Origin of the sequence: Corynebacterium sp. HMSC066C02, assembly GCF_001814945.1 — a bacterium.
Taxonomy (GTDB): domain Bacteria; phylum Actinomycetota; class Actinomycetes; order Mycobacteriales; family Mycobacteriaceae; genus Corynebacterium; species Corynebacterium aurimucosum.
The window spans coordinates 121,993-141,687 of sequence record NZ_KV818452.1 but is presented as its reverse complement, the minus strand read 5'-3'; the positions used below and the strand labels follow the sequence as shown (position 1 = coordinate 141,687).

At 62.7% G+C, this 19,695-nt stretch carries 17 protein-coding genes; 10 read left to right on the top strand and 7 right to left on the bottom strand.

The genetic code is table 11. The features are described from left to right. Positions 1-15: 15 nt before the first annotated feature. The gene (locus HMPREF2996_RS07435; RefSeq protein ID WP_070730808.1) at positions 16-1,857 is read right to left on the bottom strand and encodes an alpha/beta-hydrolase family protein; all 1,842 of its coding nucleotides are present in this window, start codon (positions 1,855-1,857) and stop codon (positions 16-18) included. 140 nt (positions 1,858-1,997) lie between these two features. Between HMPREF2996_RS07435 and HMPREF2996_RS07430 the strand changes: the two genes are divergently transcribed. From HMPREF2996_RS07430 to HMPREF2996_RS07420, 3 genes are read left to right on the top strand one after another with little or no spacing between them, the layout of a single operon-like run. Beyond that, positions 1,998-2,945 (top strand): L-lactate dehydrogenase, encoded by a 948-nt coding sequence (locus HMPREF2996_RS07430; protein WP_070443241.1) that lies wholly within the window; start codon positions 1,998-2,000, stop codon positions 2,943-2,945. Next, positions 2,945-3,649, top strand: coding sequence for a glycerophosphodiester phosphodiesterase family protein (locus tag HMPREF2996_RS07425; RefSeq protein WP_049156880.1), 705 nt, complete (start codon positions 2,945-2,947; stop codon positions 3,647-3,649). The genes HMPREF2996_RS07430 and HMPREF2996_RS07425 overlap by 1 nt, the downstream gene beginning before the upstream one ends. A gap of 21 nt (positions 3,650-3,670) precedes the next feature. Beyond that, complete coding sequence (locus HMPREF2996_RS07420; RefSeq protein ID WP_070644477.1) at positions 3,671-4,600, top strand: DUF5926 family protein; 930 nt, start codon at positions 3,671-3,673, stop codon at positions 4,598-4,600. Between the two features lie 108 nt (positions 4,601-4,708). Here the strand turns inward: HMPREF2996_RS07420 and HMPREF2996_RS07415 are convergent, their stop codons facing one another. From HMPREF2996_RS07415 to HMPREF2996_RS07405, 3 genes are all read right to left on the bottom strand, one after another. After that, positions 4,709-6,112: an LCP family protein gene (locus HMPREF2996_RS07415; protein ID WP_246821767.1), complete on the bottom strand. Its 1,404-nt coding sequence runs from the start codon at positions 6,110-6,112 to the stop codon at positions 4,709-4,711. A gap of 83 nt (positions 6,113-6,195) precedes the next feature. Then, entirely contained in the window at positions 6,196-6,894 is a 699-nt protein-coding gene (locus HMPREF2996_RS07410) for a CPBP family intramembrane glutamic endopeptidase (RefSeq protein WP_070443245.1), read from the bottom strand. Further along, positions 6,891-8,036 carry an amidase gene (locus HMPREF2996_RS07405; RefSeq protein WP_070644478.1) on the bottom strand — a complete coding sequence of 382 codons (1,146 nt, stop codon included), beginning with the start codon at positions 8,034-8,036 and terminating at the stop codon, positions 6,891-6,893. The genes HMPREF2996_RS07410 and HMPREF2996_RS07405 overlap by 4 nt, the downstream gene beginning before the upstream one ends. Positions 8,037-8,077: 41 nt before the next feature. Here HMPREF2996_RS07405 and pheA point away from each other — a divergent pair, with 41 nt between their 5' ends. Then, the gene (gene pheA / locus HMPREF2996_RS07400; protein WP_070730805.1) at positions 8,078-8,989 is read left to right on the top strand and encodes a prephenate dehydratase; all 912 of its coding nucleotides are present in this window, start codon (positions 8,078-8,080) and stop codon (positions 8,987-8,989) included. 11 nt (positions 8,990-9,000) lie between these two features. Further along, positions 9,001-9,648, top strand: coding sequence for a histidine phosphatase family protein (locus HMPREF2996_RS07395; protein WP_070443250.1), 648 nt, complete (start codon positions 9,001-9,003; stop codon positions 9,646-9,648). A 53-nt stretch (positions 9,649-9,701) separates the two neighbouring features. Here the strand turns inward: HMPREF2996_RS07395 and HMPREF2996_RS07390 are convergent, their stop codons facing one another. The 3 genes from HMPREF2996_RS07390 to HMPREF2996_RS07380 form a co-directional block, all read right to left on the bottom strand. Then, complete coding sequence (locus HMPREF2996_RS07390) at positions 9,702-10,049, bottom strand: metallopeptidase family protein (protein ID WP_070711705.1); 348 nt, start codon at positions 10,047-10,049, stop codon at positions 9,702-9,704. Positions 10,050-10,077: 28 nt separating this feature from the next. Beyond that, a complete protein-coding gene (locus HMPREF2996_RS07385) occupies positions 10,078-11,193 on the bottom strand; it encodes a septum formation family protein (protein WP_070711702.1) in 1,116 nt (371 codons plus the stop codon). Between the two features lie 73 nt (positions 11,194-11,266). After that, the gene (locus HMPREF2996_RS07380; RefSeq protein ID WP_201828980.1) at positions 11,267-11,998 is read right to left on the bottom strand and encodes a GntR family transcriptional regulator; all 732 of its coding nucleotides are present in this window, start codon (positions 11,996-11,998) and stop codon (positions 11,267-11,269) included. 66 nt (positions 11,999-12,064) lie between these two features. Between HMPREF2996_RS07380 and serS the strand changes: the two genes are divergently transcribed. The 5 genes from serS (at position 12,065) to glpK (ending at position 19,603) form a co-directional block, all read left to right on the top strand. Then, a complete protein-coding gene (serS, locus tag HMPREF2996_RS07375; RefSeq protein WP_070644482.1) occupies positions 12,065-13,327 on the top strand; it encodes a serine--tRNA ligase in 1,263 nt (420 codons plus the stop codon). A gap of 89 nt (positions 13,328-13,416) precedes the next feature. Next, positions 13,417-15,162: a lysophospholipid acyltransferase family protein gene (locus HMPREF2996_RS07370; RefSeq protein ID WP_070730804.1), complete on the top strand. Its 1,746-nt coding sequence runs from the start codon at positions 13,417-13,419 to the stop codon at positions 15,160-15,162. Between the two features lie 330 nt (positions 15,163-15,492). Continuing rightward, positions 15,493-17,217, top strand: coding sequence for a glycerol-3-phosphate dehydrogenase/oxidase (locus HMPREF2996_RS07365; protein WP_070644484.1), 1,725 nt, complete (start codon positions 15,493-15,495; stop codon positions 17,215-17,217). 76 nt (positions 17,218-17,293) lie between these two features. Further along, positions 17,294-18,031 carry an MIP/aquaporin family protein gene (locus HMPREF2996_RS07360; protein WP_070443264.1) on the top strand — a complete coding sequence of 246 codons (738 nt, stop codon included), beginning with the start codon at positions 17,294-17,296 and terminating at the stop codon, positions 18,029-18,031. A 24-nt stretch (positions 18,032-18,055) separates the two neighbouring features. Beyond that, positions 18,056-19,603, top strand: a complete 1,548-nt coding sequence (gene glpK, locus HMPREF2996_RS07355) for a glycerol kinase GlpK (protein WP_070730802.1) — start codon at positions 18,056-18,058, stop codon at positions 19,601-19,603. Positions 19,604-19,695 lie beyond the last annotated feature (92 nt).

Here is a 19,695-nt window from a genome sequence, read left to right as displayed (position 1 = left end):
CGCACGTGCGTGCGGCTAGAGCTGTTTGCGCACGTGCGTGCGGAAGTCGGAAGGTTTGTTGAGCTGGTCGCGCTCCACAAAGTCCCGCATGCGCTCAGCTAGCTCCGGAGTGAGCTGGGCGCGGGTTTGGGATCCGAGGACGGAATCCCAGTACCAGAAGGTTTCCTCGAAGTAGTTGTGCCCGTGGCCGCCCGGCACGTTGAGCGAGTTGATCTGGTCCAGTGCTACCTGCCAGAAGGTGATGAACGGATGCCAGCGCAGGTTGTTAAAAGTATCTGCGTACAAGGTCTGCGGGGTCGGCTCGTGGATCCAGTTGGGACGAGCATAAATGAGCTTGCTATCCCACCACACGATGGCATCGGAGGCGTGTTGCCCCACCGCTACCCGCGGGCGCTCCCAGGGGCCATAAGGCTCGCCGAAGGCATCGTGCTCCATGTGGGCGGGGACTGCGGCGAAGCGGAGGTGCCGGCCGCCGTCGATAAGCGGCAAGCGCTCCAAGGAGCCGCGTTCGCGGTGCAGGCGGCGCATGAAACTGGTCATCCGGGGCGGCCCAGTGAATACCGCGCCATCGCACGCCGCGAGCAAATCTTCGACCGTCTCATAGTTTTCCACGATGGCATAGCAGCCCAGGGATTCGCCGCTTAAGTACAGCTTGGGGCGGTTGTCCTCGGGCAAGAGCTCGAGGCGGGCGTGAACAGCGGCGATGAGCTCGCGCGCAAAAGTGCGGGAGAGGTTTTTATCCACCAGGTAGGAAAACATGGAGGGAAGATAGTCGAATTGCAAGGCCACGGTGGCGCAATTGCCGCGCGTGAGGAATTCATAGCCACTGACCGAATAATTATTGATCCAGCCTGAGCCGGAGGGCATCTGCAGCACGATGGTGTCGCGGTGGAAGGCCCCCGTGCGGTCCATCTCCGCCACCGCGTGGCGGGCGGCGGCGTGCGGACCACGGCCGCGGATGAGGCCGATGTAAATGCGTATTGGTTCGCGCGCTCGGTCAAAGTGCATGACCTCTTTGATGTCCTGGGCGCGGGGGCCACGGTCGAGAAAAACGCGGCCCTGTGAGCCGACAGCCGTCCACTGCTCGTGGGACCATGGGCTGCCGGAGCGTTCCGGTTCCCACGGCATGACAGATCCCGGATAGACGAGCTTGTTGAGGGCAAGGCCCTGGATAGTGGCTTTGTGGAGCAGCCGGCGCCAGACCATGCGGTCGCTGGCCACGGCCGCGGCGAAGCCCACCGCGCCGCCGGCTAGGGGCCAGGCAATCCACCGGGGCAGCCAACGCTGCACCTGGAGAGAAAGTTGAGTGACGGTAAGCTGAGCCGCCTCCCCTACGATAAGCAAGGCGCCGTAGCCTGCGGTACCCACCATCATTCCTAGTGCGGCGGATTGCGGGCCGCGGTCATTGAGTTTGCCCACGAGGCGGGCCTGCTCTGTTTGGTTGCGCAGGGAGCGTATGCCCGCGATGAAGGTTCCGAGCCCCAGCAAGTAGTAGGAATAGCGCCGAGTGGTGGGGCCGACCCGATCCTGGGGGCGCCGGCCCGCGTGGCGTAGGGCGCGCTTGGCTGCGAAAGCCGCGGTGGTGGCGGCGAGATGTCCCGCGCCTTGGCCGATGGCCACGTTGGCAGCGGTAACCCACCACGGGCGTGGCAATAGCGACGGGGAGACGGCTGCCCAGGTCGCTACTTCGGCGCCGAAGAGCCCGGGCCACATATTTTGCGGCAGGCGCCGCCTGCCGGTCATGCGCATTCCAGGGGTGAGATCACTGATGAGCTCCAAGGAAAAGATGGCAGCCTGAAGTCCTGTGCGGGCGGTTTTGAGGGCGATGCGGCGCGCGAGTTGACGCATGCTGGCCATTGAACCAGCTTTGGGGCGAACGTGCAGTGATGCCACTAATCAGACCTAATCGGGCATAAAAATGTGAGATCGGACTACTTAACCTGTGAATTCGGGCGCATAACGAGCAAAACTCGGACATTAGGGGCACAATAGGAGTCATGGGAAATCATGTTGGAAACAAAGTAGTACTCATCGGCGCTGGCGACGTTGGAGTTGCTTACGCCTACGCTCTGGTCAACCAGGGCACTGTTGATCACCTGGCCATCATCGACATCGACGAAAAGAAGCTCGAGGGCAACGTCATGGACCTCAACCATGGCGTCGTCTGGGCCCCGTCCCGCACCCGCGTGACCAAGGGCACCTACGAAGACTGCAAGGACGCCTCCATGGTCGTCATCTGCGCCGGTGCCGCACAGAAGCCCGGCGAGACCCGCCTGCAGCTCGTGGACAAGAACGTCAAGATCATGAACTCCATCGTGGCGGACGTCATGAAGAATGACTTCGACGGCATCTTCCTGGTCGCCTCCAACCCGGTGGACCTGCTGACCTACGCAGTGTGGAAGGCCTCCGGCTTCCCGCACCAGCGCGTCATCGGCTCCGGCACCGTCCTGGACTCGGCCCGCTACCGCTACATGCTCTCTGAAATGGATGACGTGGCACCGACCTCCGTCCACGCCTACATCATCGGTGAGCACGGCGATTCCGAGCTGCCGGTCGTCTCCTCCGCCAACATCGCAGGTGTCTCCCTGTCCCACCGTTCTGAAAAGGACCCGGGCTACAACGAGCGCATCGAGAAGATCTTCGAGGACACCCGCGACGCTGCCTACCACATCATCGACGCTAAGGGCTCCACCTCCTACGGCATCGGCATGGCCCTGGCCCGCATCACCCGCGCGGTCATCCAGAACCAGGCTGTCGCTCTCCCGGTCTCTGCCTACCTGCAGGGCGAGTACGGCCACGAGGATGTCTTTATCGGCACCCCGGCCATCGTTGACCGCTCCGGCGTCAACCGCGTTATCGAGCTGGCCCTCGATGACCACGAGAAGGAGCGCTTCGAGAACTCCTTCAACACTCTCAACACCATCAAGGAAGAAATCTTCGGCTAGTGAAGATTGTCGCCCACAGGGGATACTCCGGGAAATATCCGGAGCTATCCCCTCTTGCCTTTGAGAAAGCGCTCGAGCTTCCCATCCATGGTATCGAGTGCGATATCCGCCTGAGCAGCGACGGCAAGGTGGTGGTTCATCACGATCCCACACTGGACCGCACCACGAATGGCTCAGGCCGAGTGTCTCGGATGACCTGGGAGGAGCTGCGCCGCCTGAAGATTGGCGGCGGCCAGCGCATGCTGCTTCTCGACGAACTCCTCGACATGCTCGGGGATAAGAAACACCACCTCTACATTGAGACCAAGCATCCCTCGGGGCAGGGCGACATCCTCGAAGAACAGATGGTGCTGCGGCTGCGCTACGCAGGGCTTCTCGACGACCCCCGGATCCACATGATTTCCTTTTCCCACCGGGCCATTCGTCGAATGGCAGCACTTGCCCCGCACGTCGACCGCATCTACCTGCGCCGCGATTGGGAGCGCCATTTCAACCGTCCCGACATCCTGTTGTCGCAGCCCACTGGCCTGGGCATGTCGCTGTTGCGCGGCAAGCTGCAGCCCGACGCGATCGGCGCGCACGGCTTGCCCACGTACATGTGGACCATCGATAAACCCGCGGACATGAAGTGGGCGTGGGCCAACGGGGTAGATATTCTCGCCACGAACCAGCCGGAAGTGGCCCTGCATGCCATTGAGCTGTAATGAACAGGTAAGTTGTTCAGTATGGCCAAGAAGAAAAAGAAGAACGAACAGCTGCCGGAGGGCATGTCCCGCCGCCAAGCTAAGCTCGCTGCCCGCGCCGCCGAGCGCGCTGCCCTGGAAAAGGACCCTCGCCCCTTTGGTGGGCTGGCCGCTGAGGCTAGCCTCGTCGCCCTGCAGGAATTTGTTCCTTCCGCAACGGCGAAGCTGTCCGTCAAGGGCTTCGACAAGGATGTCTACGTCGCCACCGTGCTGCCCGGTGCTACCGCGGCGCTCATCCGTGATGAGGAATCCGGTGGTGAGGCCTTCGTGGGCCTGCAGGTGCAGTCCCACACCCACAACCCGGGCCGCGACTTGGCTTTTGCTCTGAACTGGGTGAAGAACAACGCGCCGGGCTCCACCCTCGAGTCCACTGCTGCTGATGGTTCCCAGCCGGAGCTCAAGGAGCTGCTGGAGGAGGACGCCGAGCTGGAGATCAACGTCTACCAGGACTTCGCGTGGTGGATGCCGGAGGGCGCGCAGGTTCCTCCACAGATGGCGCAGGCTCTGCAGCGCGCCAATGATTCCGTCATCGAGTCCTACCAGGTGGGCCAGGAGGCCGAAGGCTTCGTCGGCACCGCTTTCTGGGCTAATGCCGGTGGCGGCAAGGCGCATATCCGATGGGTCCGCCCGTGCGATGACGAGAATGCTTTCCTCAATGCGCTTGCGCGCATTGCCGCTCGCGGTGAGCTCAACCTGGGCGAGAACACCAAGTTCGCCGGTGTCTTCCGCACGCATGGTCTCATCGCCCCGGTCTTTGACCTCGACCCTGAGGTTGCGCACGATTCTTACGAGTCCGAGCTGTCTCGTGTGAATAAGGCGCTGGAAGAGGAGATTTCCAACGACGCCAACCTCGATGCCGATGAGCGCAAGCAGCTGCAGAACATCAAGTCCCGTCAGGTGACGCTGCGCTAGTTCCTGGGTGCTTTAGCCCCAAAGCTTAGGTACATATCGATCAATTAAGGCTCCAAAACCTCAAGGCGGTTTTGGAGCCTTAATTGATCGAAACGACCGGTCGAAGCCTTAGCGCATGGAGTCCCAGAGCGCTTGGGCCTCAGCGTCATCCCAGAGGACGACATTGCCCACGACCGTGTCCTGGAAACCGCCGATGGGCACCGTCGTCGTCTCCACGCCTGAGGCCATCGACAGCGCCACGCGGGCAAGATGCCACACGTGGTCCTTCTCGTTGACGATGAAGGAATCCGTGGTGTGGTTGACCAGGGAGACGGCCTTGAAGGGGTTGCCAATGGTGGAGAAGGACGTTGCCTTATCCAGCAGCGCGGCGAAGAACTCGCGCTGGCGCTCGACGCGGTCCAAGTCACCCATCGCGGTAGCGCGGGTGCGCACGTAGCCAAGGGCATCTGGGCCGCGGAGCTTCTGGCAGCCCGCTTGAAGGTCGATGCCCGCGAGCGGATCGTTGATGGGCTCCTTGACGCAAATCTCCACGCCGCCCACGGAATCCACGACGTTTGCCAAGCCGCCCATGCCGATCTCCGCATAGTGATCGATGTGGAGGCCGGTGGCTTGTTCCACGGTGTGGGTCAGCAGCTGGGGCCCACCGTAGGTGAAGGCAGCATTGACCTTGTCCATGCCGAAGCCGGGCACGTCGACGTAGCTATCGCGTGGAATGGAGACCAGCTGGGCCTTTCCGGAGCTGGGGATGTGCAGAAGCATGATGGTATCGGTGCGGCCGACGCCTACATCGCCACCGGTACCTAGCTCCGCTTGTTGTTCCTCGGTGAGGCCCTGGCGGGAGTCCGAGCCCACCAACAGCCAGTTCGTCCCAGAGGTCGGCGCCACCTGTTCGGTGGGCAGGGCATCGATGCGGGTGAGGCGTGAATCCGTCCACAAGGTGAAGGCCACCATGAAGACGAGGGCGATGACGACCAGCCAGCCCAGGCAACCGAAAGCTTGCTTGACCGGGTTGACCTTCTTGCGGCGGCTATGTGGGCGTCCTGCGGCACGCCCGCGGGAGGGAGCCTGTGGGGAATAGCTGCGTGGCGGTGCGTCGGGACTTCGCCGGTATGCGCCGGCGGCAGGTTCCCGGGTGGCCGCGCTCTGGCGGGGCGCTGGGCGCGCGGGGGAGTGCTGGGCCATGTAGGCATCGACGTCGAAGCGGGTTTCCTCCGGCCGTGAGCGACGCGGGGTGGGACGCTGGGTGCGTGGGGAATTTTGAGACGGCGTGCTGCGCTGTGTGGATGGACGGCGGCGCACCGGACGGCCGTAGCGATCACGCAAGGGCTGCCCATCGGCACCAAGGACAAATTCGCCCGCGTCCTGGCCGGAGGCATGTGAGGCGTGCGGGCCAGCCGGGTCGTAGGGGCGGGAAGGCCTCGCAGAATCAGCGGAGCCCGCGCGGCGGGGAGTGCCGTGGGGCTCGCCAGCACGGCGAGCTTCGCGCTCGGGATCGCGTCCTTGGTAGGTCATGGGGAACACTGTACCGCGAAACCACTTGCGCCCCACCTATCCCACAGGGCGCGGTGGTGGTCTTTTCGGCGTCCGGGCACCGCTTAAGCGCCGAAGAGCAGTGCGTAGCCCACGAAAGCGACGGCGTCGATCAGAAAGTGCGCGATGACCAGAGGCCATACCTTCCCGGTGCGGTGGAAATACCAGCCATAAAGCAGGCCCATCATGATATTGCCAAAGCCGGCGGAGACTCCCTGGTAGAGGTGGTAAGAACCGCGCAAGATAGAGGAGGCGGCCAGCGTTGCGGGTAAGGCCCACCCAGACTGCTTGAGCCTGGTCATGAACCAGTACACCACCACCAGTTCCTCCGCCCAGGCGTTGGCGAAGGATTTAATCAGCAGCACCGGGATCTCAATCCAGCTATCGAAGGCCCCCGGCACCACCTCCTTGGTCCAGCCGAAGTGCAACGCCACGTAATACAGCACCAACCCGGGAAGCCCAATAACCGCCGCCAACGCCGCGCCGTGCAGGCCGTCCCGCCACTGTGGGCGGGGCGGAAAAGAAATCAAATAAAGGGCAAGCGCTCCCCAGGCACACAGCACGGCGGCACTGCAGAGCTGGAAGGCAAGGTCCAGTAGCGAAGTCGCCGACTGCGAAGCGTTGATGGTGACCGATTGCTCGTTGAGCGGGGCCGGGTTGAGCAGAGAATCGGTCAGGCGTAGCACGGCGCGAACACCAGAGATTCCAAAAGTGATGGTGAGGACGATGAGGATTTCCGCGCGCAGGCGTGAGCGCGCGGTCATGGGTGAAGCACCTGGGCGAGGCCGAGAAGGGAGGACTCGTCAAGCGTGAGTGAGCCTAACTGCACGCCTACCGGCGGGTGATCGCGCACCGGCCAGGGCACAGAAATAGCGGGCAGCTGCGCCACGTTGAACAACGATCCCCACGGTGACCACCGCGTTTGCTCATCGAAGTTGGCCTGGTGCTCCCGTGCCAGGAAGTGCCCGCGCCGGGGTGGATCGAAGGCCAGCATGGGGCTCAAGATGGCGTCGACGTCCCACTCTTGTGCCAGCATTTCCGGTAGCTGGGCGGCGTGGGCGCGGGCCGCGGCGAATTCGGAGTCCGTGACGCGCCGGCCCTTCGCACGGATCCACTCCGCGTAACCCTCCGCGAAGTCAAGGCCAGCCAGCCGGCGACTAAAGATGTGCTGGAAGGCCTCAAAGGTGCGGGCGGCCTGGGGATAGGGGGAGATAGCCACGGTTTCGAAACCCGCGCCTTCAAAGGTAGCGGTGGCCTCTGCGACCGCGCGCAGCATGTGCGGGGCTACCTCAGCTTGAGCGAAGAGGGGATCCGTCAGCACGCCGATGCGGGCGCGCCGGGCACGCGGGTTAAGGCCATGCAGAGTTGCGGTATCGGCGATGCTGCGCGTGATGAACCCCTGCACCGAGAGGTCCTCGCCGGCGGGCTTAAAGCCGACGACACCGCAGGCAGCGGCCGGCACGCGAATGGAACCGCCACCGTCGGAGGCATGCGCGGCGCGCATGAGGCCCCGGGCCACCTGGATTGCCGCCCCGCCGGAGGAGCCACCCGGGGTATGGCCTGGGTAGAGCGGATTATCGGGGTGGGGCAGGCCGACAGGTTCGGTGTCGACGCGCAGACCCAGCTCGGGTGCGGCGGATTTGCCGACGACGAGCGCACCGGCGTCGATAAGCTCCTGCACGAAAGGATCGGTCTCCTCCGCCACGTAGGCACGCTCGGCATGCCCGAGCGTGGTGGGCATGCCGGCGACATCGTTGAGATCCTTAACCGAGAGAATCCAGCCGCTCAAACGCCCGTGCGCCTGCGGCCGGCGTTCGAGGTCGAAGTACGTGAAGCCGTGCTCCGCAGGGCTCAGACCAGATAGGTCCTCGCGCAGCTTGTCCAGAGTGAACTCGGTGCTCTCCATGGCGGCTCAGTTTAGTAGTTGTGTGAGATAAAGTTGCTGTCATGAGCACCACGATCGCATTCCTCGGGCCCGCTGGAACCTTTACGGAAGCGGCGATGCAGCATTTCGCCGCAGACTTTGCTTCCCCCGAGGGGATGCCGGTGAGCTCCCCGGCCGAGGCGCTGTCGGCGGTGCGTTCCGGTGCGGCGGATTATGCCTGCGTGGCTATCGAAAACTCCGTGGACGGGCCGGTTACTGCCACCTTTGACGCGCTTGCCGACGGCTCCCGGGTCCAGATCTACCGCGAGGTAGACCTGCCGGTGTCCTTCTCCATTCTGGTGCGCCCCGGCACTACCGCAGAGAATCTTCGCACCTTCTCTACGCATCCCGTGGCCTACCAGCAGGTGCGCGGTTGGTTGAAGCAGAACTTGCCGGACGTGGAGTATGTTCCGGCGGCGTCGAATGGTGCGGCGGCGCAGGCCGTGGCGCGCGGGGAGGTGGATGTCGCTGCCGCCCCTGCCCGCGCAGCGGAGGTCTTCGGACTGGATTCTATTGCGGAGAATGTGGCAGATGTCGCGGGGGCCACGACTCGTTTCGTCCTCGTGGGACCGGCCGGAAAGCCGACCGAGCGGACCGGCAACGACAGGACGTCCGTCATCTTCACCCTGCCCAACGAGCCGGGCTCCCTGGTAGGGGCCCTACAGGAATTCGCGCACCGCGGGGTGGACCTCTCCCGCATCGAATCCCGCCCGCTGCGCACCGTCTTCGGTAACTATCGCTTCCACGCCGATCTCATCGGACACATTGAGGACCAGCCGGTGGCGGAGGCTCTGCGGGCACTGTGGCTGCGGGCGGAGGACGTCGTGTTCGTTGGTTCCTGGCCTTCCGCCACGGCACTCGGGGAGGGCCCGCGGGATCTGGCGCGGCTGCAAGAAGCCGATGAATGGGTAGCGCAGGCGCGCACCGGCCAATAGTGTGGTGAAGCATGACCGGAAGAATTATCCTGCTGCGCCACGGCCAGACCTTTTCCAATATTGACCGCGTTATGGATACCCGGCCCCCAGGCGCCGAGCTCACCGAGCGCGGCCGCGGCCAAGCGGAAGATGTCGGCCGCGAGTTAGCTGAACTGTGCGCAGGGCGCCGTGTGCGCTTTGTGTGTTCCATTGCCTTGCGCGCCCAGCAGACCGCGATGCTGGCCGCCCGTGCTTTCGGCGAGACCGCCGATGAGCGCAATGTCCCCGTGGAAGTGCGTACAGGCTTGCACGAGGTCTTTGCCGGTGATCATGAAATGAGCGGTAGTGAGGATACCCACCGCGAATACATGGTGGCACTGCGCGGCTGGCTCGACGGTGATGAGTCCGCCCGGATGCCTGGCGGTGAGAGCTACGTGGATGTGCTCGAGCGCTACCAACCGGTGTTGGAGGATCTCGCTGCGGAGCTGGAGGATGATGAAGACATCGTCGTCGTCAGCCACGGCGCCGCCATTCGCGTAGTGACGAGGCATGCCTGCGGCGTGGACCCAGACTTTGCTTATACCGGCTACATGCCGAACTGCCGCTTTACCCTCATGGAGCCGCAGGGCCAGCCTTTTGGCCAGTGGACGCTCAAGCGCTGGGCGGATACCGAAGTCTAACCCGCTGCGGCCGCGGTAGGTTTCGTTGTGGTCACGGTAGGTGCCTTGGGCACCTACCCCCAGCCGAGCTCGTGGAGGCGCTCCTCCTCGAAACCGAAGTAATGCCCGACCTCGTGGAAGACGGTCACCATGACTTCGTGGGCGAGCTCTTCTTCCGAGTTGCTGATGGCTTGCAGAGGCTGCCGGTAAATGGAAATGGTATCCGGCAGGTAGCCGGTGTGTGAAGCGGTGCGCTGCGTGAGCATGACGCCCTCATAAAGCCCCAACAGTTCAGGGTTCTCTGGGTGCTCTTCCTCGACGAGGATGACCAGGTTGCGCATCTGATCAACGAAGCGATCCGGAATTTTATCGAGGGCCTCGCCGACCAGTTCCTCGAAGCGATCTTCGCTGACTTCGTACATGTGGCTACTTCCTGTTCAATGGCCGGGCTTAGAGGGCCGGAGCCGCAGCTTCGGGGGTGGCGGGAGCGGCGTTCGCACCAGCTGGCTCGGCGTTCTCGCCGCCCGGCTGAGCATTCGGGTCACGCAATGGGTTGCGCTTCGGCTGCTCGGTCGGCGGGGCGCCGTTAATGCTCAGGGCCTCGCGTCCCCCTGTGGCAGAGCCGGTGATCTCGGAGAAGTGACCGTCCTTGATGTGGATCAGCGAGCAATTCACCGAACGGGATCCGCTCTCCCAGGTCTCGCGGCTCATCGCGCCCCAGAAAGGTTGCAGCGTGGACTGGTAGAGGTTCTCCTCGCCGCCCAAATAATCCATGGCATTTTGGGTGCAGGTCTCGGAGAGGAACTTATCCATGTCCTCATCGCTGGGGTAACCATTGGCGAATTTTTCGGCCAGGTTGATGACGGATACGGTCTCCATCTGGTGCGGTTCCTGGCAGGGAACGGTATTGAGTACCTGTTTATCATCCACCTTGCGGCATTCGCCGGGCTTGGCGACGACCGCCTGGTCCACCTCGCTGACCTTGCCGGTGGATTCCTGCGGTACGCCGTTGGCGTCGGTAGTCTGCAGGCCACACAGCAAGGTACGGTCACCCTGATCCCAGGATGCGGCCGGGGGCAGGATGGAAGCAATGTCATAGCGCCCGTTGGGATCCCACTTGCCGTTGAGGTAGCTCACCGTGGGTGCTTCGCACAGCTCATCGCGCAGGGCGTTTTGGCGTGTGATGTCGGGGCGCGTGGCGTTGGGGCCGAACTCGCTGGTGGGGTAGGCGCTGAGATCCTCGCGAGCCGAGACTTCGAAGCGGTGTGGTTTATCGCAGCTGATCTGCTCAAAACCGGTGGCGGTGCCATCCGGGGCGATGTCCCAGGTCACGCATGCCCCAGCGGAGGCGGTGGTGAAGGGAGCAGCTTCACCGTCGGCGGTAGAAGGATCGGCGGCCTGACTGCCGTCGGCGCTGGAGCTAGCGGAGTCATTCCCGGCCGAATCGGTGCCGGTTGGCTCGCCGCTAAAGAGGCCGTAGGAGGCCATGAAGACGGCCGCGGCCACGGCTGCAACGAGGACGACGCGGATGACGGAGGCGGAGCGCCATGCAGATGAAGTGCTCATAGAACTCCTCATACTACTCCCTTAGCGGCCCTGGCTTCTAGCCCGCCCAGCGCTGTTCGCCACCATGGAGCCGCTAAGTATGCGAGCGGGAGACGTGGGTCGTAAGGCGGTAGCGGTCAGTGCGGTAGACCGAGGAGCACCATTCAACCGGTCGGTCCCCCGAGCGGGCGAGGCGGGTGATGTGGAGAAGCGGGGTGTTCGGGGGGACGTCGAGAAGCTCGGCGATGTCGTCCTCCGCCGCCACCGCGGTGACTGTCTGCTCGGCCTCGGTGATGGGGACCTTGAAGGTGCTATCCAGAATCGCGTAGACGGAGTTATAGATGTCATTTTCTAGCAGCGTCGGCGCGAAGGCGGAGTTGTACCAGCCATCGTCAATGGAATAAGGCTCGCCATCGCCCAAACGCAGGCGCCGCAGGTGGGTGTGGGCCACGGTGGTTTCTGTGCCGAAAAACTCGCAGACCTCACTGGGGGCGGTGCTGCGCTCACCCAGCAGGATTCTCGAGGAAGCCTGTACTTTTTGGTAGCCCATCTCATCGGAAAAGGATGCCAAATGGAGCCGGGAGACGAGTGGGTTCGGAGCCACGAAGGTGCCCTTGCCTCGCACCCGCCGCAGGCGGCCTTCGGCCACTAAATCACCGATGGCGCGGCGTACGGTGATGCGGGAAACACCGTAGGTTTCTTCGAGAATGCGCTCGCCTGGGAGGATGTCACCGGGTTTGAGGGTGGTTCGGCAGAGCTCGGAGAGAATATCCCGCAGCTGAGCGTGCTTGGGCACGGGGCCGTCGGTAATAATGTGAGGTGCCATGTTATTCATGATAATGCGCTGGTTATGACCAGCGCAAAGGTATGGCCGTGCGCTAGACTATCCGGCGTGATTGATCTCAAGTTTCTTCGCGAAAATCCCGATGTCGTCCGCGCCTCCCAGGTAAACCGTGGGGAGGACCCCGCTTTGGTGGACCAGCTGCTCGCCGCCGATGAACAGCGCCGCGCGGCCATTGTGAAGGCAGACCAGCTCCGCTCGGAGCAGAAGGCCTTTGGCAAGAAGATTGGCCAGGCCTCCCCCGAGGAGCGCCCAGCGCTGCTGGAGGGCTCCAACGAGCTGAAGGAGAAGGTCAAGGCGGCCGGCGAGGAAGCGGCCGCGGCCGAGGCCAAGGTAACGGAGCTGCAGTATCAGCTTTCCAACGTGGTGGAGGGTGCTCCGGCGGGTGGCGAAGATGACTTCATCGTCCTCGAGGAGGTCGGTGAAAAGCCGCAGTTCGACTTCGAACCGAAGGATCACCTGGAGCTGGGTGAGACGCTGGGGCTTATCGACGTCAAGCGGGGCGCCAAAGTAGGCGGCGCACGTTTCTACTACCTCACTGGTGACGGCGCCTTCCTGCAACTGGGTATGTTGATGTTGGCTGCGCAGAAGGCGCGTGAGGCAGGCTTTAAGCTGATGATTCCGCCGGTGCTTGTGCGCCCGGACGTCATGCAGGGAACTGGCTTCTTGGGTCAGCACTCGGATGAGGTTTACTACCTGCCGGCAGATGACCTGTATCTGGTTGGCACTTCAGAGGTGGCTCTGGCCGGCTACCACAAGGAAGAGATCATCGACCTGTCCAAGGGGCCGCTGCAGTATGCAGGCTGGTCTTCCTGCTTCCGCCGCGAGGCGGGTTCGCACGGCAAGGACACCCGCGGCATCCTGCGCGTGCACCAGTTCGACAAGCTGGAGATGTTTGTCTACTGCAAGCCGGAAGACGCCGAGGAGATGCACCAGAAGCTCCTGAACATGGAAAAGGACATGCTGGCGGCGATGGAACTGCCCTACCGCACCATCGATATCGCGGGCGGAGACTTGGGCTCCTCTGCGGCGCGCAAGTTCGATAACGAGGCGTGGGTACCCACCCAGGGCACGTACCGCGAGCTCACCTCGACCTCGAATTGCACCACCTTCCAGGCGCGCCGCCTGTCCACGCGCTACCGCGATGAGAACGGCAAGACCCAGTACGCCGCCACGCTCAATGGCACCCTGGCTACCACCCGCTGGCTCGTGGCCATCCTGGAGAACCACCAGCAGGCAGATGGCTCCGTGGTGGTTCCGGAGGCCTTGCGCCCATTCGTGGGCAAGGACGTGCTGTACCCCGTAAACTCCTAGAAGAACGCGGTGCGCGGGGCTTTGCGCGCCGCCCTCTCTTGTCCCTCCTCGCTGCTCTCGACGGCGGGGTCTTAGCTGTTTGGAGCACCATGAGCGCTGTGACTAACTTCCTCTACCGGCAGATCACACACATCGGCCGCGGGGTGACTCTGGCCCAGGGGCTCAAGATGCGCTTGTCCGGGGAGGAGAATATCCCGGATAAGGGTGGGGCCGTCATCGTGTGCAACCACACGGGTTACATGGATTTCCTTTTCGGGGCCTTCTTGGCTTACCGCAAGCGCCGTTTGGTGCGCTACTTGGCTAAGGCCTCCATCTTCCAAGCGCCGGTGGCCGGGCAGCTTTTTCAGGTCATGGGGCATGTCCCGGTGGACCGTATCGATGGCGGGGCGTCGATTGTCAAAGGCATCGAACTAGCCAAGAGTGGGGAACTCGTGGGGGTCTTCGCGGAGGGAACGATTTCCCGCAGCTTTGAAATTCGCAGCATGCGTAACGGTGCGGCGCGTATTGCGCATGGTGCGGGCGTGCCGATTATTCCGCAGGTTATCTTTGGCTCCCAGCGTATTTGGACGAAGGGGCAGAAGAAGCACTTGGGCCGCACGAAGACGCCGGTGCTGATTAAGGCTTTGGAGCCTTATTACACGACGGGCGATTTCGACGCGGATATCGCGGAGGTGCGCCGTCGGATGCAGGAGGCCCTGGAGGGCCTGTGGGCGGAGTATGAGACGGAGTTCGGACCGATGCCAGCCGGGGAGTTCTGGGTGCCCGCCCGCAAGGGTGGTGGGGCACCAACGCTGGAGGAGGCTGAGGCCCAGGACTCCGAGGTGGAGTCTGAGCGCTACCGCGTGCGCCGGCTGCGTGATGACCTGACTAACCTCAAGGACCGCGTCTCCGAGGCCACCGTGGAGCTCATGCGGGACCGGATGGCGCTGATGAAGCGGGCTGATTCCGGAGAATCGGGAGCAGAGCTTGGCGACGAGAACATCGACGCCACGCAAGAAAACGACGGCGCACAAGTTGAAAGCTCAGCTACTGACAAAGGCAAAGAGCGCCCGCGTACTGCTCCAGAGACCCTGGAATGGATCAAGGAGAACCTTAACTCGGTGGTCGAGGAAGCCATGCGCGGCGTCGGAGAAGGCCGCGACAAGGTCACGGAGGTTATGGCGCAACTGAAGTCCGATGTGGTCGAGGCCCAGGCCTCTATGACTGCGAGCAGCAAGGAGATTTTTGCCGGTTCCGTGGTGGAGCAGGGTCTACTTTCTGCGGCGACGCAATCGCGCATTATTGTCTCCCGCCTGCCGCACCGCGTGAAGGCTCAATACTCTGAGGTGCCGCGCGTGATTGTGGCTGATCAGAGTGCGCTCAGCATGGAGAACGGGGAAATCTCGAGGCGGCTTCAGGAAGCGCTGACGCACTTGCACCCACAAGTGGAGGAGTTGGTGGTGCTCTCGCCGCAGGGAGAGGTGCTCGACGCTGCAGCCTTTGGCGACCTCCCCCAATCCTGTTGGCGGATCGCCTGTTCAGAAGGTGCTGACGGGGCACAGTTCAACGATGCTCCTGGGGGCGTAGTAGTCACGGCGTCCTCGCCCGCCGAGGGGCTGGCGGCTGTGGCGAAAAGGATCGGAGTCGAGCCTGCGGACCTTCTATTCTTTGCGAATGAGCCTGGTGATGAAACGTTTGCGGAGGGCGGGGAGGGCGTCGCCGTGCGCATGGTGGCGCTTGAGACTGCGCCCATTGAGGTGATTAAGGCTGCGCAGGCGGTGACGTATTCCACTGAGCGCTACGGAATGGCCGAGGTGCTGGAGGCCATGGCGCGCTTGCAGCAGGAGAAGAAATAAGTCTTGACACCCTGGACTTAAGAAGCGTTCGGAACGCCCGTTAGCACCCCCGGAAGGGGGTGTTATTTTATTTTGTCCACCTATGGAATGTCTTAAAAGATCCAGCTTACGGAAGCGGAACTTACGTGTGAGTAGCGTCTCCAGAGAGAAAATTGGGTGATCTATAGCATTGGCAGTGGGAGAAAACTTCTTCTTCATCCGCTATCCGAGCAATTAGCCGAGGAATCGGCACACTGGGTGCGTGGTGGATGAGCACAATATGCTGCGCATACCGTCAACGAGGGCAGGGCTTTCTGACGCCGTGCAGCGAGAGAGGAGACTCGGTCAACAATGACCACGACGAGTATTAACAGCTTCAACCCTGAGTATTTTGAAAAGACATGGAACGACTACTCCACCGAGGATTATGACGTCGTCATTATCGGCGGCGGCTCAGTCGGCGCTGGTGCTGCGGTGGATGCGGCCACCCGCGGTTTAAAGACGGCCGTGCTGGAATCCCAAGACTTTGCGGCAGGAACGTCCTCGCGTTCCTCCAAGATGTTCCACGGTGGCCTGCGCTACCTGGCGATGTTTGACTTCCGCCTCGTTGCGGAGTCCCTCAAGGAGCGCGAGCTCAACATGTCGACCCTGGCCCCGCACCTGGTCAAGCCGCTGAAGTTCATCTTCCCCCTGACCCACCGCGGTTGGGAGCGCGTCATGATGTTCGGCGGCTTTACCCTCTATGACCTCATGGGTGGTGCCAAGAGCGTCCCGATGCAGAAGCACCTCACCCGCAAGGGCGTGCTCAAGGTCACCCCGGGCCTCAAGGAGGATGCCGTCGTCGGTGGCGTGCGCTACTATGACACGCTTGTCGACGACGCCCGCCACACCATGACCGTCCTGCGTACCGCCGCTGAGTATGGCGCAAGCGTGCGCACCGGCACTGAGGTTATCGGTTTCGAGAAGGACAACCGCGGCCGCATCACCGCCGCAAAGGTCCGTGACCTCGAGACCGGCCGCGAGACCACCGTGAAGGGCAAGGTCTTCATCAACGCCACGGGTGTCTGGAACGACAAGATTCAGGACATGGCCGGCGCGGAGGGCAAGTTCACCGTTCACGCCTCTAAGGGCGTTCACATCGTGGTCCCGAAGGATGCCCTCGATGCGGATGCCGCGCTGTGCTTCGTCACCGAAAAGTCCGTGCTCTTCGTCATTCCGTGGGGCGAGTACTGGATCATCGGTACCACCGACACCGATTGGGAGAAGGGCCTGTCCCTGCCGGACCCGGCTCCGACGAAGGCGGATATCGACTACATTCTGGACCAGGTCAACCAGCGCGTGCGCAACAAGATCACGCGCGAGGACATCGTTGGTGTCTACTCCGGTCTGCGCCCGCTGCTGTCCGGTAAGTCCGACTCCACCACCAACCTCTCCCGCAACCACGCCGTTGCCCGAGTAGCCCCGGGCCTCGTCTCCGTTGCTGGTGGTAAGTACACGACTTACCGCGTCATCGGTAAGGACGCGGTGGACCTGGCCGCTAAGGAACTGGGCTTCAAGGTGGCAGAATCCGTCACCGAGCGCACCCCGATCTTGGGCGCGGACGGCTACCATGCTCTGGCCAACCAGGTTCCGGCGCTTGCTCGCCGCTACAACCTCGACGAGAAGCGCATCGAGCACCTGCTTGGCCGCTACGGTTCGCTCATCAGCGAGGTGCTGGCTCCGGCCGCCGAAGATGCCTCCCTCCTTGAGCCGATTCCGGGCGCTGAGAGCTACATCTGGGCTGAGGCCCGCTACGCCGTCACCCACGAGGGTGCACTGCACATCGACGACATCGTGTCTCGCCGCCTGCGCGTAGCCATCGAATTCGCCGACCGAGGCGTTGCCGCTGCTCAGCCGATTGCTGAGTTCGTCGCGCCGCTGCTGGGCTGGGACCAGAGCGACATTGAGCGCGAGGTTAGCCACTTCAAGCAGCACACCGAGGCGGAGCTTGCCGCCGAGGCTGCCCTCACCGACCGTGAGGCAAATGACATTCTCGAGCGCGCTGGCAGCGCACGAGCCACTAAGGAAGAAGCCTAAGCGTCACGGGGCCCAGCGAGGACGTTTGCTGTCTCTCGCTGGGCCTTTGTCCTAGGCAAAAGAGAAAGGACAAGTTATGACCGGAACTGATGCATTCCTGTGGGAGTTCCTTGGCACGGCAGTGCTGCTCCTGTTGGGTAACGGCGTCTGCGCCACTGTAAACCTCCGCACCTCCGCGGCGCGCGGTTCAGACTGGATCGTTATCGCAATGGGCTGGGGCCTCGGCGTCTACTTGGGTGCTAGCATCGCGGACCCCACTGGCGGTCACCTTAACCCGGCGGTGACCATCATGCTCGCTGTCAACGGCTCTCTTGAGTGGAGCCTTGTGCCTTATTACCTCCTGGGTCAGATCTTGGGCGCCATGCTCGGTGCTTTCCTGGCGTGGGCAACGTTTAAGCAGCTTTTCGATGCCAACAATGTCGACGAAGCCGGCAACGTCACCGGAGCCAACAAGAATACCGGCGGTATTTTCTTTACGAACCCGGCGCACCCGAATAACGGCTGGAACGCAGTGACAGAGTTCATCGCTACCACCGTGCTGCTTATGTTTATCGCCTTCGGTCCTGCCGGCGGCGAGCTCGGTCCGCTGAGCTACTTCGGCGTGGCCTTCGTCATCGTGTCTATCGGTCTGTCCCTCGGCACCCCCACCGGATATGCCATCAACCCGGTTCGTGACCTCGGCCCCCGCATCATGTACGCCTTTGTCCTCCCCATCAAAGACAAGGGCACTGGAAACTGGAGCTATGCCTGGGTTCCGGTCGTCGCGCCGACTCTCTCGGCCGTCGCCGTTGGCCTGCTATCCATAGCCCTTTAAAACACCCCCGACAAGGAGAAAGTTATGTCCACCAAGAGCTACGTTGCAGCGATTGACCAGGGTACGACCTCCACGCGTTGCATCATTTTCAACCACGACGGAGAGCAGGTGTCCGTCGGCCAGCTCGAGCACGAGCAGATTTTCCCAGAGAAGGGCTGGGTCGAGCATGACCCAGAGGAAATCTGGAGCAATACCCGCCGCGCGGTGGGTGAGGCCTTGGCCAACGGCGACATCAACGTTGAAGACATCGCCGCTTTGGGTATCACCAACCAGCGTGAGACCACCGTTGTGTGGGACAAGAACACCGGCAAGCCGGTCTACAACGCCATCGTGTGGCAGGACACCCGAACCACCGACATTTGTAAGGAACTCGCCGGCGACGACGGTGCGGACAAGTGGCGTCGTCGCACCGGTCTCATCATCAATTCCTACCCTGCCGGCCCGAAGGTGAAGTGGATCCTCGATAACGTCGAGGGCGCCCGCGAGCGCGCTGAGGCTGGCGAGCTGCTCTTCGGCACCATCGATACCTGGTTGCTGTGGAACCTCACCGGTGGCGCCGACGGCGACAACGGCCAAGAGGCCCTGCACGCGACCGATGTCACCAATGCCTCCCGTACCCTCCTCATGGACATCGAGAAGCTCGAGTGGGATGAGGAACTGTGCAAGGAGATGGGTATCCCGACCTCCATGCTCCCGGAGATCCGTCCGTCCTTGGGCGACTTCCGCACCGTCCGCGAGCGTGGCTCGCTGTCCGGTGTGCCGATTCGCGCCATCCTGGGTGACCAGCAGGCCGCCATGTTTGGCCAGGGCTGCTTCCGCTCGGGTTCTGCCAAGAACACTTACGGCACCGGTCTGTTCCTCCTGCTCAACACCGGTACCACCCCGAAGTTCTCTGATAACGGCCTGCTCACCACCGTGTGCTTCCAGCGCGAGGGCGAGCGCCCAGTCTATGCGCTCGAGGGCTCCGTCTCCATGGGTGGTTCCCTGGTGCAGTGGCTGCGCGATAACCTGCAACTTATCCCGAACTCCGCGTCCATTGAGAACCTGGCCCGCGAGGTCAAGGACAACGGCGGCGTCTACATCGTGCCGGCCTTCTCCGGCCTCTTCGCTCCGTACTGGCGCCCGGACGCTCGTGGTGTCATCGTGGGCTTGACCCGCTACGCCAACCGCAAGCACTTGGCCCGCGCGGTCTTGGAATCCACCGCGTACCAGACCCGTGACGTCGCTGACGCCATGGTTGCTGATTCCGGCGTGGAGATCACCGAGCTGCGAGTCGACGGCGGCATGACCATGAACGAGCTGCTCATGCAGTTCCAGGCGGACATGCTCGGCGTGGAGGTGCACCGCCCGAAGAACGTGGAGACTACCGCCACCGGTGCGGCCTTTGCCGCCGGCTTGGACTCGGGCTTCTGGGATGACCTCAGCGTGCTGGGCTCCCAGCAGGGAGACTTCAAGGTCTGGAAGCCACAGCGCGAGAAGGACGAGGTAGACGCTCTCTACCGCGACTGGAAGCGCGCCATCAAGCGTTCCCTGAACTGGGAAGACGTCGACGATGACGACGTTATCGCCTAAGAGCTAACCAGGAGTCGTTGCACGAAGACGCGGCCGTCACGAGCATTCTCGTTGCGGCCGCTTTCGTCGTTTTAGAAGTCGCCGAGTGCGGC